This is a genomic window from Salinimonas marina (genome assembly GCF_015644725.1).
Lineage (GTDB): Bacteria > Pseudomonadota > Gammaproteobacteria > Enterobacterales > Alteromonadaceae > Alteromonas.
Genome location: NZ_CP064795.1, coordinates 2711851 through 2726324 on the forward strand (window position 1 = coordinate 2711851; position 14474 = coordinate 2726324).

Annotated in this window: 11 protein-coding genes, 3 tRNA genes and 1 pseudogene; 6 read left to right on the forward strand and 9 right to left on the reverse strand. The window is 50.7% G+C overall.

Going from position 1 to position 14474, the window contains the following annotated elements; genetic code table 11:
• The first annotated feature begins 5 nt into the window (after positions 1-5).
• The 6 genes and pseudogenes from pspF to IT774_RS12130 all read left to right on the forward strand — a co-directional run bounded on the left by pspF (position 6) and on the right by IT774_RS12130 (position 6447).
• Positions 6-1100 (forward strand): phage shock protein operon transcriptional activator, encoded by a 1095-nt coding sequence (gene pspF / locus IT774_RS12105; protein ID WP_195809994.1) that lies wholly within the window; start codon positions 6-8, stop codon positions 1098-1100.
• 58 nt (positions 1101-1158) lie between these two features.
• Positions 1159-2742 (forward strand): ABC transporter substrate-binding protein SapA, encoded by a 1584-nt coding sequence (gene sapA, locus IT774_RS12110; RefSeq protein ID WP_408641218.1) that lies wholly within the window; start codon positions 1159-1161, stop codon positions 2740-2742.
• The gene (locus tag IT774_RS12115; RefSeq protein WP_195809996.1) at positions 2739-3770 is read left to right on the forward strand and encodes an ABC transporter permease; all 1032 of its coding nucleotides are present in this window, start codon (positions 2739-2741) and stop codon (positions 3768-3770) included. Before sapA ends, IT774_RS12115 begins: the two co-directional genes overlap by 4 nt.
• On the forward strand, positions 3757-4650 hold the full coding sequence (locus tag IT774_RS12120; protein ID WP_195809997.1) for an ABC transporter permease subunit: 894 nt from the start codon (positions 3757-3759) through the stop codon (positions 4648-4650). The genes IT774_RS12115 and IT774_RS12120 overlap by 14 nt, the downstream gene beginning before the upstream one ends.
• Positions 4650-5644 (forward strand): annotated as a pseudogene (locus tag IT774_RS12125) (oligopeptide/dipeptide ABC transporter ATP-binding protein). Before IT774_RS12120 ends, IT774_RS12125 begins: the two are co-directional and overlap by 1 nt.
• Entirely contained in the window at positions 5641-6447 is an 807-nt protein-coding gene (locus IT774_RS12130) for an ATP-binding cassette domain-containing protein (RefSeq protein WP_195809998.1), read from the forward strand. The pseudogene IT774_RS12125 and the gene IT774_RS12130 overlap by 4 nt, the downstream one beginning before the upstream one ends.
• Here the strand turns inward: IT774_RS12130 and IT774_RS12135 are convergent.
• The 9 genes from IT774_RS12135 to IT774_RS12175 all read right to left on the reverse strand — a co-directional run bounded on the left by IT774_RS12135 (position 6444) and on the right by IT774_RS12175 (position 14460).
• On the reverse strand, positions 6444-7574 hold the full coding sequence (locus IT774_RS12135) for a sodium ion-translocating decarboxylase subunit beta (protein ID WP_195809999.1): 1131 nt from the start codon (positions 7572-7574) through the stop codon (positions 6444-6446). The two genes, IT774_RS12130 and IT774_RS12135, sit on opposite strands and share 4 nt — an antisense overlap.
• 3 nt (positions 7575-7577) lie before the next feature.
• Positions 7578-9392, reverse strand: a complete 1815-nt coding sequence (gene oadA / locus IT774_RS12140) for a sodium-extruding oxaloacetate decarboxylase subunit alpha (protein WP_195810000.1) — start codon at positions 9390-9392, stop codon at positions 7578-7580.
• A gap of 14 nt (positions 9393-9406) precedes the next feature.
• On the reverse strand, positions 9407-9679 hold the full coding sequence (locus IT774_RS12145) for an OadG family protein (protein WP_195810001.1): 273 nt from the start codon (positions 9677-9679) through the stop codon (positions 9407-9409).
• Positions 9680-10047: 368 nt separating this feature from the next.
• Positions 10048-10124, reverse strand: a tRNA-Arg gene (locus IT774_RS12150).
• 51 nt (positions 10125-10175) lie between these two features.
• Positions 10176-10252 (reverse strand) — tRNA-Arg (locus IT774_RS12155).
• 39 nt (positions 10253-10291) lie between these two features.
• Positions 10292-10382, reverse strand: a tRNA-Ser gene (locus IT774_RS12160).
• A gap of 538 nt (positions 10383-10920) precedes the next feature.
• Positions 10921-11118 carry a carbon storage regulator CsrA gene (gene csrA, locus IT774_RS12165; RefSeq protein WP_195810002.1) on the reverse strand — a complete coding sequence of 66 codons (198 nt, stop codon included), beginning with the start codon at positions 11116-11118 and terminating at the stop codon, positions 10921-10923.
• Between the two features lie 135 nt (positions 11119-11253).
• Positions 11254-13851, reverse strand: a complete 2598-nt coding sequence (gene alaS, locus IT774_RS12170) for an alanine--tRNA ligase (protein WP_195810003.1) — start codon at positions 13849-13851, stop codon at positions 11254-11256.
• Between the two features lie 135 nt (positions 13852-13986).
• The gene (locus tag IT774_RS12175) at positions 13987-14460 is read right to left on the reverse strand and encodes a regulatory protein RecX (RefSeq protein ID WP_232364979.1); all 474 of its coding nucleotides are present in this window, start codon (positions 14458-14460) and stop codon (positions 13987-13989) included.
• Positions 14461-14474: the final 14 nt, after the last annotated feature.

The following is a 14474-nucleotide window of genomic DNA, read 5'->3' on the forward strand; positions in this document are numbered from 1 at the left end:
TATAGATGAGTAGATTTCGCCAATCTGACAATTTACTGGGTCAGGCCAACAGCTTTTTAGAAGTACTGGAACAAATTTCACAGCTGGCACCGCTGAATAAACCCGTACTCATTATCGGAGAACGAGGGACCGGCAAGGAACTGGTTGCCGCGCGGCTGCATTTTTTATCCCAGCGCTGGGATCAAAACTATGTAAAGCTTAACTGTGCAGCGTTGAATGAAAACCTGCTCGAAAGTGAGCTATTTGGCTATGAAGCTGGGGCATTTACCGGCGCCGCCAAGCGTCGGGAGGGCCGCTTCGAAGTCGCCAGCAATGGCACCTTATTTTTAGATGAACTGGCAAATACCTCCGGGCTGATTCAGGAAAAGCTGCTGCGGGTTATCGAGTACGGCGAATTTGAACGGGTGGGTGGCAGCAAAACCATCAAAACCGATGTTCGTCTGGTGGCCGCCACTAATGAAGACTTGCCGGCACTGGCCGCGGCCGGCGAGTTTCGGGCTGATTTGCTGGACCGGCTGGCCTTTGATGTTATAACCATCCCGCCGTTACGTGAACGCCGGGATGATATTTTGATGCTGGCTGAGCATTTTGCCATAAATATGGCCCGCGAGCTGGAGATGGAACTGTTTAGCGGCTTTACCGAAAGAGCGCGCCGAACCTTACTGGAGCATGCCTGGCCGGGTAATATCCGCGAGCTTAAAAATGTGGTGGAACGGGCGGTGTATCGGTGTAATAACCCGCACTTGCCGGTGCACGAGATTATTCTTGACCCCTTTGAGTCGCCCTTCCGGCCTACTGGCCGTATTAAAACCCAGGACCGCTGCTCAGCCCCGGCTCCGCCGTCCGTTAACGAGGCAGACAACGTTACTGAGACTCAGGCACCTACACCAGAGTCTGGGCCGCGCACAGCCAATTATCCTATCGATTTAAAAGAGCGTTCCCAGCAATACGAAATCGACATGCTTAAGCAGGCCCTGGCGGATAGCCAGTACAATCAAAAAAAGACCGCTGAGAAATTATCGCTCACCTATCATCAATTGCGTGGTTATCTTAAGAAATACAATTTGTTAGACTCTGCTCCAGAGACGGTCGATGCCTAGTGAAGCTAATCTTGTGATACCAATAATGAAAACTCCTCAAGTTTTGCTTATCAGTCTGATGGCCCTGCTGGGGGTAACTGCGTGCAGTCAGCCACCGAAAGAGGCGTTTTACCAGAGCGGCATCATGTATTGCTCTGAAAGTAACCCGGTTAATTTCAACCCGCAGCTGGATACTTCCTCCACCACTTCCGATGCTTCATCACATCAGATTTACGATCGCTTGCTCGACTTTGATGCTGACTCCGGACGCATCATTCCCAGTCTGGCCAGCAGCTGGAAAGTCTCGGATGACGGTCTGACCTATACCTTTCAGCTGCGGCGAAATGTGCAGTTTCACGAAACCGACTACTTTACTCCCACCCGCAATTTCAATGCCGATGATGTTATTTTCAGCCTGAACCGCTGGCGTTTACCAGATCACCCCTTCCATCAGATATCGGGCGGGCGTTATCCCTATTTTGAAAGTCTGGGACTGGCTGAAAATATTAAGCAGGTAAAACGCATTAATGGCTATCGGATCGAAATTTCCCTGGCCCAGCGAGACAGTTCTTTTTTAGCCAATCTGGCCACGGATTTTTCGGTGATTTTATCGGCAGAATACGCTGAATCACTGATGCAGGAAGCGGCGCCGCAACGGCTCGACCATTTTCCGATTGGTACCGGCCCCTATAAATTCGAAAGCTATCGCAAAGATCATAATATCCGTTATCAAAGTCATCCTCAGCACTGGAAGGCCAAACCACAGGTAGAACGGCTGATTTACGATATTACCCCCAAAAGCTCGTTGCGGCTGGCAAAGCTGATTACCGGTGAATGTGATGCCATTGCATTTCCCGCCCAGACCGAGCTGGATATCATTCGTGAACGTGAAGAGCTGGAACTGGCAGAAAAACCCGGCCTGAATATCGGGTTCTGGGCCTTCAATACCCAGCGCCCGCCTTTTGATGATCCCGATGTAAGACGCGCCCTAGCCTACGCCATAGATAAAAACACCTTATTGGAGGCGGTCTATTTTGACAGTGCCACCCGCGCCCGCAGTTTGTTACCAGCGGCCAGCTGGGCCTACCAGGCCGATGCCGAAGATACCGCGTATAACCCCGTCATCGCCCGTGAATTACTTGCAGAAGCAGGCATAGAGCCTGGTTTCACCATGACCATTTGGGCCATGCCTATCGAGCGGGCCTACAATCCTAACGCGGCTAAAATGGCCGAACTCATCCAGCGTTACTTAGGCGATGTCGGCATCAATGTTAATATTGTCACCTACGACTGGACCACCTTCAGAAAACATCTGCGCGAAGGTTTACATGACTCTGTGCTGATTGGCTGGTCGGCAGACAACGGCGATCCGGACAACTTTTACCGGCCCCTGCTAAGCTGTGGCGCTATTCCTTCTGGCACCAACCGGGCCATGTGGTGTAACAAAAACTACGATGCGCTAATCAATGAGGCGCTGCAAACAGAGGATTTGACCCGTCGTAAGGCCATCTACCAGCGCGTTAATAGTCTGTTGTTCAAAGAGCTCCCGATTGTCCCTATCGCCCATGCCTTTCGCTATCAGGCCTATCGTAAAGAGTTGCAGGGCATGCAAATTAACCCGTATGGTGGAATACGATTTGGCGGGGTAACCAAAAAGCTGTGATACAAATTTTAGCGCGTTATATCATCTTGTTTGTGCTGACCCTGCTGGTGTTAGCGATTCTGTCGTTTTCGCTGGCGTATTTATTTCCCGGGGATGTGCTGACCAACCTGACCGGCATCACCCCACAAAACGATATTCAGCGTGAAGCACTGGCACGCCAGTTTCAGCTGGACGCCAATTATGCGGTGCAGTTTTATCATTACCTGGGCGATTTACTGTCAGGAAACTGGGGCTACAGTTTTATCTCAGGGCTGCCCCTTAGCGAAGAAATTAGCCTGGCCTTGCCGGCGACCATTGAACTGGCCACCTATGCCATGGTGCTGGCCATCGTTATTGGGATCCCGGTGGGGTGTTATGCCGGTTTGCGTAGCTACACAACCGCCGATTACACCATAAACTCAGCCAGCATGGTGGGCTATTCATTTCCGGTATTCTGGCTGGCCTTGTTGTTTATCCTGATGTTTAGCCTTGAATGGAACATTGCGCCATTATCAGGCCGTATCAGTCTGCTGTTTGATATCCCACCTAAAACCGGCTTTATTCTGGTAGATATTTTGCTGGCTGACAATATTAACCGGAGCCTTGCCTTGCGGGACGCGCTGCATCATTTGATGTTGCCGACACTGGCCATCAGTGTGATCTCGATTGCCTCGATGGTGCGCCTGACCCGGCGTTCGGTTATCGATGTCATTAATAAACCGTATGTGGCCGCCGCCCGTACCCGCGGTTTGTCGCAATCACAAATATTTTTTCGTCACATTTTGCGAAATGCGCTGTTGCCAATTTTGCCGCTGATGGCGATTCAGATCACCACCCTTATCACCAACGCGATGATCGTAGAGACGCTGTTTTCCTGGCCTGGCATTGGCAACTGGCTGATTCAGGCTATTTACCAGCGAGACTATCCGGCGCTTCGCATTGGCATGCTGGCAGTGGCATTTATGGTATTTACACTGACCATTCTCATTGATTTGTTCAACCGGATCATTGATCCGAGCAGGGAAAAATACGAACGTGCCACAGTTTAGTCTTTACGAGGAAGAACATCATCCATCCCCCTGGCAGCGTACGTGGCGGGAGTTTCGTGCCAGTCATATTGCGTTTGTCGGATTGGTGGTTTTAGCCATATTTTTCTTTTTTGCCTTGTTTGCGCCCCTGGTCGCCCCGTACGATCCGATTCAGCAAAACCTGAATTCCTTATTGATCCCGCCTAGCTGGGAGCGCAACGGCACCATTGATCATCTGTTTGGAACCGATGCCCTGGGCCGTGATGTTTTTACCCGAATTATTTATGGGTGCCGGGTCACCTTTGGTTCAAGTCTGGTACTGGTTATCATTGCGATGGTGTTAGGCGTGACTATCGGCACCGTCGCCGGCATGATGAGTGGGGTTCGTTCCAGTATTGTTAATCACCTGCTCGATGCACTGATGGCAATTCCTACCCTGCTGATTGCCATTATCATTGTGGCCATTGTCGGAACCGGTCTGGTGAATAGTATGTGGGCCATTACCCTGGCCCTGACGCCGCAATTTATCCATTTCACCCGCACATTTGTGCGCAGTGAAATGAAAAAAGAATATATCCTGGCATCACGCCTGGATGGGGCCAATGCCTGGCAGTTGTTCAGCCATTCCATTTTACCCAATATGATTGAAATGCTGGTGGTTCAGGGCTCGCTGGCCTTATCCATTGCGGTGATTGATGTGTCGGCGCTGGGCTTTTTGAACCTGGGCGCACAACCGCCCCTGCCGGAGTTAGGCGCTATTCTGGCCGATGGTCTGGATGTCGCCTATCTGGCACCATGGAACGTTGCACTGCCTGGCTTGTCTATCTTTTTAATGGTGCTGGCCATCAATGTGGTTGGTGATGGTTTACGCTCGGCACTACGTAAGAGGGTCAGTCGCTAATGCCAATGCTTGATATTAAAAACCTCACGTTGGAAATAGACAACGGCACCAGTCGGGTGAAAGCGCTGGATCGGGTTAACCTGACCATTAAAAGTGGCGAAATACGGGCATTAGTGGGCGAATCAGGTTCGGGCAAAAGCCTGATTGTCGCGGCGATCTCCGGCGCCCTGCCTGAGCAGTTTCACCTTACCGCTGATCGCATGAGCTGGAATGGTGAAAGTCTGCTGAGCATGTCGACCGAGCAGCGACGGGAAATTATGCGCCGGGATATTGCCGTGGTATTTCAAAATCCCATTAATGCATTGGACCCTTCTGCGACTCTGGGTGAGCAGCTTGAAGAAAGTATTCCTGATGAGCTGGTGTCGGGAAACTGGTTCTGGCAGCGTAAAGCCTCACGGCGCAAAGCAGCGATCTCAACCGTGCATAAGGTCGGCATCAAGCATCACCGGCATTATCTGAATGCCTATCCGCATCAGATTCCCAATGATATCGGCCAGAAGTTTATGCTTGCCATGGCGCTAATCTCGCAGCCAAAATTATTAATTGTGGATGACCCGACCCGGGGCATGGAAACCACCACCAAGATTCAGGTGTTAAAGCTGTTGACCCGGCTGAATCAAACCCGTTCTCTATCCATTTTGTTTATCAGCCATGACTTACTGGCCATCTCCAGTATGGCGCATACGATGTCGGTACTGTATTGCGGCCAGAGTGTGGAATCAGGCCGTATGAAGATGCTGCGTAAACGGCCGTTGCACCCCTATACCAAGGCCCTGCTGGACAGTGCGCCGAGCTTTCGAAAAGATTTACCGCCAAAAGTATTTTGCCTAATATGGACGGCACCATCCCTTCACTTAAACATGTGCCCATTGGGTGTCGTCTCGGCCCGCGTTGCCCCAGAGCGCAAAAAGACTGCGTAATCACGCCGGCGGTACGGCGCATTCACGACCATACCTACAGCTGCCACTTTCCTCTGCATATGGAAAAATTATGAAGGAACTGATGCATGTTAAAGGGCTGATATTTCGCCACAGTGACAGCAAACGCTGGCTTAAAAAGCCTGAAATCTTTGCGCTGGGACCAATTGATTTGACGGTGAATCGGGGAGAAACCATCGCTATCATCGGCGAAAACCGGGCTGGAAAATCGTTGCTGGCAAAAATGTTGGTAGGTGCGGTGGCGGCGGATGAAGGTGAAATTTATCTTAGCAATACCATTTACAATGCCGCCAAGCGCAAAGCCACCAAAAGTTATAATAGCTGTAATGACATCCGCATGATTTTCCAGCACAGCAGTGAGGCTATGAATCCTGGGATCACAGTGGGGATGATTCTAGATGAACCCCTGCGGTTGAATACCCGCTTGTCGGAAAAAGAGCGCCGCGCCCGCATTGAGGACACCTTGCACAAAGTGGGGCTGTTACGGGACCATGTGTATTTTTATCGGCATATGCTTTCTGATGGCCAGCAGCAGCGGGTTGCGCTGGCCAGAGCCCTGGTGCTGCAGCCCAAAATTCTGGTGGCCGATGAGCCTTTTGCCGCCCTCGATCCGTCTATCCGGTCGCAAACGGTTAACCAGTTACTGATGCTGCAAAAGGACCTGGGGTTGTCGTTTATCTTTATCTCACACAACCTGGGTATTGTGCGACATATCGCGGATAAAGTGATTGTGATGGAAAATGGGCAGATTGTGGAGTCAGGCAAAACCGAGACGATTTTTCGCTGGCCCCAACACGCCATGACCAAAAAGCTGATCATGGCGTATCAGTCGCTGGTACCTCAGCAAAAGCTGAACTAACCCACCAGCGCCAGTAATACCCCGGCGGCCACAGCCGAGCCCAGTACGCCGGCTACATTGGGTCCCATGGCATGCATCAGCAAAAAGTTATGCGGGTTCGCCTGCAAGCCAACTTTATTCACCACCCGCGCCGCCATTGGTACGGCCGAGACCCCGGCCGCGCCAATAAGTGGATTGATGGGTGAAGCCGAAAAACGCGCCATTAGTTTGGCCATCAGTACCCCGGTAGCGGTACCAATCGCAAATGCGACGGCGCCAAGCCCCAGAATACCTAAGGTCTCTACCGTTAAGAATTTCTCGGCAGACAACTTCGAGCCCACCGCCAGTCCTAAAAAGATGGTCACTACATTAATAAGTTCATTTTGCGCCGTTCTGCTGAGCCGGTCGACCACCCCACACTCTTTCATCAGATTACCAAAACAAAACATACCTACCAGCGGCGTGGCCGATGGCAGAAATAAAATGGTCAGCATCAGAACCGCCAGCGGGAAGATGATTTTTTCCCGTTGCGACACATGCCGTAATTGCTCCATCTTTATCTCGCGTTGCGCCGGCGTCGTCAGAGCTTTCATGATAGGCGGCTGAATAATGGGCACCAGCGCCATATAAGAATAAGCTGCTACCGCAATCGCCCCTAACAAATCTGGCGCCAGCCGGGAGGCCAGAAAGATAGCCGTGGGTCCGTCGGCGCCGCCGATAATGGCAATGGCGCTGGCATCTTGCAGCGTAAACTCAAAGCCGGGCACCGCGTTTAAGGCAATAGCTCCAAATAAGGTCGCAAAAATACCAAACTGCGCCGCGGCCCCCAGTAACAGCATGCGCGGATTGGCAATCAAGGCTCCAAAATCCGTCATGGCCCCCACGCCCATAAAAATAAGCAACGGGAACACCCCGGTTTCGATACCCACGGCATAGATATAGTGCAGCAGACCTTCTGCTTCGGAGAAACCCGCTAGCGGGATATTGGTCAGAATAGCCCCGAAGCCGATGGGGATCAGCAGTAACGGCTCGAATTTTTTGACGATAGCCAGATACAACAATAACAGGCCTACCGCCATCATAATGACCTGTTGGAAATGGAAGTGGGCCAGTGCGGTACTGTCCCAGAGTATGGCAAGTTGTTCCATGGATTAACTAAGCTCTATCAGTGATTGACCGCTGGTGACTGCATCGCCTTCTTTGGCAAGAATACGGGAGACCGTGCCGGTATAGGCGCTGCGCACTTCGGTTTCCATTTTCATGGCTTCCATAATCATCACCACATCACCATCGTGAATCTCATCGCCTTCACTAATCATCAGTTTAAATATATTACCCGAAAGCGGCGCTGCGATGGTGTGAGCGGTGCCGGAGGTGTCTTTAGCTTGTGGTGGGGCATTGGTCGTGGTATTGGCGGTGCTGGCCGCAGCGGGTTTCTGATTGATGGTTTCCAGCTCACCGCTGGCGGCAACTTCAACCTGATAGACTTTCCCATCAACCCGCACATCGTAGCTGGCTGCACCGGTGGCACTAGCAGCTGGCTCCGACGACTCCGGTTTGGCTGCAGCCACGTTTTCGGCAGACGGTGCCGGCTCAAACGCACTGGCATCACCCCGGTTTTCCAGAAACTTCAGTCCTATCTGCGGAAACAGCGCATAGGTCAGTACATCATCAATTTTTTCATCCGCCAGACTAAAGGACTTTGTCTGTGCCAGTTCATCCAGCTCATCTTCAAGTTTATTAAGTTCGGGCTCCAGACGGTCCGCCGGCCGACAGGTAATTGGTTCGGCACCGTCAAGTACTCGCTGTTGTAGTTCTTTGTTTACCGGCGCGGCGGTGGCGCCATATTCACCCTTTAGCACCCCAGCGGTTTCTTTGGTGATGCTTTTGTAGCGCTCTTCGGTTAAAACATTCAGTACCGACTGCGTACCCACAATCTGTGAGGTCGGCGTGACCAGCGGAATAAACCCTAAATCTTCGCGCACTTTGGGTATTTCTTTAAGTACCTCATCAAACTTGTCTTCGGCGCCCTGCTCTTTAAGCTGGCTTTCCATGTTGGTCAGCATACCACCTGGCACCTGGGCCAGTAAGATACGGGCATCCACGCCTTTAAGGCTGCCTTCAAATTGTGCGTATTTTTTGCGCACTTCACGAAAATGCGCCGCGATGGGCTCTAACTGTGGCAGCGATATACCCGTGTCCCGTTCAGTCCCTTCGACAATCGACACCATGGTTTCGGTCGCCGTATGCCCATAGGTCATGCTCATTGGCGAGATAGCGGTATCGAGCATATCTATGCCCGCATCCACCGCTTTTTGATAGGTGGCGGTAGAGAGTCCGGTGGTGGCGTGACATTGCATCGCAATAGGCACCTTAACCGTCTCTTTTAAGCCTTTGATCAGTGCTTCGCAGTCATAGGGCTTAAGCAAACCGGCCATATCTTTAATACAAATAGAATGCACCCCCATGTCTTCCAACTGGCGGGCCATGGTCAGCCAGGTGTCCAGAGTATGTACCGGGCTGACGGTATACGATATGGTGCCCTGCGCGTGGGCATCGCAATCGATGGCGGCTTTTATCGCCGTTTCCAGGTTGCGCACATCATTCATGGCATCAAAAATGCGAAACACATCGACGCCATTGCTATGGGCTCGCTCGACAAACCGTTTTACAACATCGTCTGCATAATGGCGATAGCCCAGCAGGTTTTGCCCACGTAACAACATTTGTTGACGGGTATTGGGCATTGCTGCTTTGAGCTGACGGATACGCTCCCAGGGATCTTCACCTAAATAACGAATACAGGAATCAAACGTGGCCCCGCCCCAGGACTCTACCGACCAAAAGCCGGCCTCATCCAGTTCTTTGGCAATGGGGAGCATGTCTTCAACACGCATGCGGGTGGCCAGTAAGGACTGGTGAGCATCGCGCAGTACCAGTTCGGTTAGCGCCAGAGGTTTAGTCATGATTTCTCCTGATATCACTTATTAGAATGGCGGTGAAGATGGATAGCAGCGCTAATAGCAGCCACTGTCGCGGGGTCGGGTGAAGCGTCCTGCCTGGAAGCAGCAGCGGGTTTGGGCCGGGGGGTGCGCTGATCGGGGGCGGCTACCGGCCCGGCAAATCGCCGACAAAATAATTCTATACTTTTAACGCCGCCAATCAGCAGCGTTAAAAATGCAAATACAAAGCCCATTCCCACCAACATCAGACTGGCGGCTTCATAAAGCTGAGCTGTAATCTCACTATTCATAACACGCCCATTTTTCTGAGGAATGCATTTAGTAACATGATTGGCCGTTGAGCACAAATCTGAACCGCCAAAATTGAATACATATTCAAGAAAAGCGCATATTTTGAGCTAATTCAGCCATTTTGATTTATGCCAGACTGCCGCGCTTTTGGCGTACTCCCCTTCTATGAATAGATAATAAGTGAAAAACTCTGCTTTTGTTCACCCAGGCGCAGTAAATTGTCTAGTGAAAGGAATTTGTTGCCAGCTAAAAAATAGGGAAGAACCAACACGAGTAGTACGGCCATGAGGAGTTACCGCTGCGAGATACGCCTGGGGATAGGCTTTATAGACGAAAAAAACCCACCGCTAGGGTGGGTTTTCTTATATGGCGCGTGTGGAAGGATTCGAACCTCCGACCGCCTGGTTCGTAGCCAGGTACTCTATCCAGCTGAGCTACACACGCGTAAAACTTTTACTTATGTATTTTACTACACAAGGTGGCATTTGCAAAATATGGCGCGTGTGGAAGGATTCGAACCTCCGACCGCCTGGTTCGTAGCCAGGTACTCTATCCAGCTGAGCTACACACGCGCAAAACTTTTTGTTGGTTGCCACATCCAACCTGAATAATGGCGGAGAGGGAGGGATTCGAACCCTCGATACCAGTAATAGGTATGGTTCCTTAGCAGGGAACTGGTTTCAGCCACTCACCCACCTCTCCGTGACGTGGGGCTGCATTTTACGGATTCACCTGTTGGTGTCAATTCTTTTTTCAAAGAAAAATGCATACCCGGTGACAATTTAAGCGAGTTAAAACAATATGCTTCAACCTGGATAGTCAAAGTGAATTTACTCTTTGCCATCCTGCATTAAATTGTCGGACATTAGCCGGACTTGTCATTAATTAAATGAGAAGTCATAAGAGCGCCTGCCCTGTCAACGCGAAGAATAATAGCAAAGATCTGGCATAAGAAAAACGATAAGATGAAACTTTTGAACTGTTTACTCAAAAAGTAACCACAATGGCTGCTTTTTCAACAAAACATGAGCTTATCCCCTGCAAATAGGGGCGGCCAAACCTGCCGAAATAATAAAACACTTATTACTTCCCCAGGGCGCCAGGCCGACGCTTTGTTGCTGTAGAGAAGAGCATCGCGGTACCCGGGCATGCGGGGCCAGTATGCTAAAGCTCCCAAAACATGCGCACAAAAAAAGGCCGGTCAATAACCGGCCTTTTGATACTACGTGGTTACCTCAGATTACTCTGAATCAGCAGAACCGGCTTGTCCGCCTTTCTCAGCCTGGATCCGCATGTAGATTTCTTCACGGTGTACCGATACTTCTTTTGGCGCATTAACTCCGATCCGAACCTGGTTGCCTTTCACACCCAGCACGGTCACAGTGACTTCGTCACCTACCATTAATGTTTCACCCACACGACGAGTCAAAATAAGCATTCGTTTGCTCCTGTTCCTTACTTATGGACACTTCCATTCTTTAACACCCCACACCGGCACGACCCGATGAAGGCAGCAGCGATTCCTTGTTTTTGTGTCACTTGCAAAAACTCGCTGTTTACCTGTCACAGTAGATTATAGCTTATCTGACAACCAAGCGTTAACAGAGTCGAGTGCAGCGCCCAGATTATCAGGCTGATCGCCCCCGGCCTGAGCCATATCTGGACGGCCGCCACCTTTTCCGCCTACCTGTCCCGCCAGGAAGTTCACCAGCTCTCCGGCTTTGACATTGGCGGTTAACCCTTTTGTCACCCCGACAATCAGGTTCACCTTGCTTTCTCCTGCCACCCCTAATACTACGACGCCTTCACCCATTCGGTTTTTAAGATCATCAACCATACCGCGTAATGCTTTGGCCTCGACCCCATCGAGCTTAGAGACCAGCACCTTGGTACCGTTGATGTCTACCGCCTGGCCGAGCATATCGGCGCCTTGCTGGCTGGCCAGTTTTTGTTTGGCAGCCGCCAGGGCTTTTTCTAACTCTTTTTGTTGGGTCTGTAACTGACCAATTCTGCTGGTGATACCGGAAATATCACTTTTAAGCAGGCCACTGACTTCAGTAAGCAGCTGCTGTTGATGTTGTACATGGGCAATGGCCGTCTCACCGGTAATCGCTTCTAAACGACGCACGCCTGAAGCAATACCGCTTTCGCCGACAATTTTAAACAACCCAATTTCGCCGGTTTGTTGAACATGCGTGCCGCCACACAGTTCGATAGAGAAGGGCCCCATTTTTACCACCCGAACTTTTTCTTCGTACTTTTCGCCAAATAAGGCCATCGCACCCGATGCTTTGGCTTCATCCAACTCCATCAGTTCGGTGGTCAGAGTATGGTTTGCCCGAATTTCTTCGTTAACACGTTGTTCGATTAACGCCAGCTGTTCACTGGTCAGGGCTTCAAAATGGGAAAAGTCAAAACGCATGCGCTCAGCTTCCACCAGTGAGCCTTTTTGCGTCACATGCTCGCCCAGTACTTCCCGCAAAGCGGCATGCAGCAAATGCGTGGCACTGTGGTTTTTCTTGATAGCCGCCCGGTTTGAAGCGTCAATACTGGCGCTCACTTTATCGCCTTTGTGCACGGTGCCGCGCGCGGTACCATAGTGGGCAAACGCATTGCCCATCTTCTTCGTATCGGTAACCACAAATTCGCCATTGGCGACTTCAAGCACGCCTTTGTCGCCGATCTGACCGCCGGCTTCGGCATAAAAAGGCGTGTTATCCAGCAGGATTACCCCTTCCTGACCGTCGCTGAGCGCTTCGCAAAATTCATCATTGCAAATGACTTCCAGCACCTGGCCTTCACCCTGTTCATCGGTATAACCGGTGAATTCAGTCGTATGGTCGGTGGTCAGCTGACTATTATAATTCACCCCGAAGTTGCTGGCCTGTTGCGCCCGCTGACGCTGTTGTTGCATTGAGGCCTCAAAGCCAGCTTCGTCAATGGTATAGTCCTGCTCGCGGGCCACATCGGCCGTCAAATCAGCCGGGAAGCCGTACGTATCGTACAACTTGAAGACCACTTCGCCTGGAACAACATCGCCTTCCAGATCACGAAGTACATCATTTAACATCGCCATGCCCCGGGACAGGGTCTTGCTGAACTGTTCTTCCTCTACTTTGAGCACTTTTTCAATTACCGGACGCTGATCGGCCAGTTCAGGATAGGCTTCGCCCATTTCACTGGTTAATGCCTTTACCAGCTTGTAAAAGAAAATATCTTTGGCGCCCAGCTTGTAACCATGACGGACTGCGCGGCGGATAATGCGCCGTAGTACATAACCGCGACCTTCATTGCCAGGCATCACTCCATCACAAATCAAAAAGCTGCATGAGCGAATATGATCGGCAATCACCCGCAGCGACTTATCTTGTAAGTCGGTGGTTCCGACTACCTCAGCTGAGGCTTTAATAAGATTCTGAAACAGGTCGATTTCGTAATTGCTGTGCACATCCTGCAAAATAGCAGAAATCCGCTCCAGGCCCATGCCGGTATCAATTGAAGGCTTAGGCAATGGCGCCATGGTGCCATCTGACTGCTTATTGTACTGCATGAAAACCAGGTTCCAGATTTCAATAAAGCGGTCACCGTCTTCTTCGGGGGTGCCTGGTGGCCCACCCCAGATGTGTTCGCCGTGGTCATAGAAAATTTCTGAACAGGGACCACAAGGGCCGGTATCACCCATCGACCAGAAGTTGTCTGAGGTGCTGATACGAATGATTTTTTCTTTGGGTACGCCAATGTGGTTTTCCCAGATATCAAACGCCTCATCGTCATCACTAAAAACCGTAACTAACAGTTTTTCTTTGGCCAGCCCCAGCTCCTGGGTTAAAAAGTTCCAGGCAAACTCAATCGCCTGTTGCTTGAAATAATCGCCAAAGCTAAAGTTACCCATCATTTCAAAAAAGGTATGGTGACGCGCCGTATAACCCACATTTTCTAAATCGTTGTGTTTGCCCCCGGCACGTACACAGCGCTGTGATGAGGTAGCCCGGGTATAACTGCGTTTCTCTGAGCCTAAAAAGACATCTTTGAACTGGTTCATCCCGGCATTGGTAAATAACAGCGTTGGATCGTCTGACGGTACTAACGAGCTACTGGCCACTGGCTGATGACCATGACGTTTGAAATAGTCGATAAACTTCTGACGAATCTGGGCAGTTGATAATGTCATTGAGATCCAAACTTCCTATCTAAAACTGTTAATAAACATAAATTAAGAGCGCCACAAAGCCAGTTATGGCAGGCGCTGGGCTGGTGCAACAATACCATGGAATGCCGGGTTTTGTTAAGCAACTTGCATCGGCACCTAATCGCTATCCATCGCATACTGAATATGGCTTTGATAAAAACCACGGTACTGCAAAAACTGCATTTGTTTCTGCTTTTGTTTAAAGTCCCCGGGCTCGCTCAAGCCGTACTTTTTTTCACGTACCGCGCGTGCCAGCTCAAACCAGTCAGGGTCGACCTCATCCATCGCCCGCTCCACCATAGCTTCACTGATATCATGCTGATTTAAATCGGCCTTCACCCGACGCGGGCCTACCCCGCGCGCCATCGATGAACGAATTTTTGCCTCGGCATAGCGCTCATCACTTTGCAGATTGGCTTCACAAAACTCGTTGATTATGGGCAATGCGGTGGCCTCGCTGACCTCTTTTTGAGCCAGCTTTCGGACAATTTCGGCGATACTATGCTCTCGTCGCGCCAACATGCGGGTAATCGCGTCGATAATGATTTTTCGATCGGGTTCTGACATGGTACTTTGGCTATCACAGGGCAAACTTTTATTCCCTT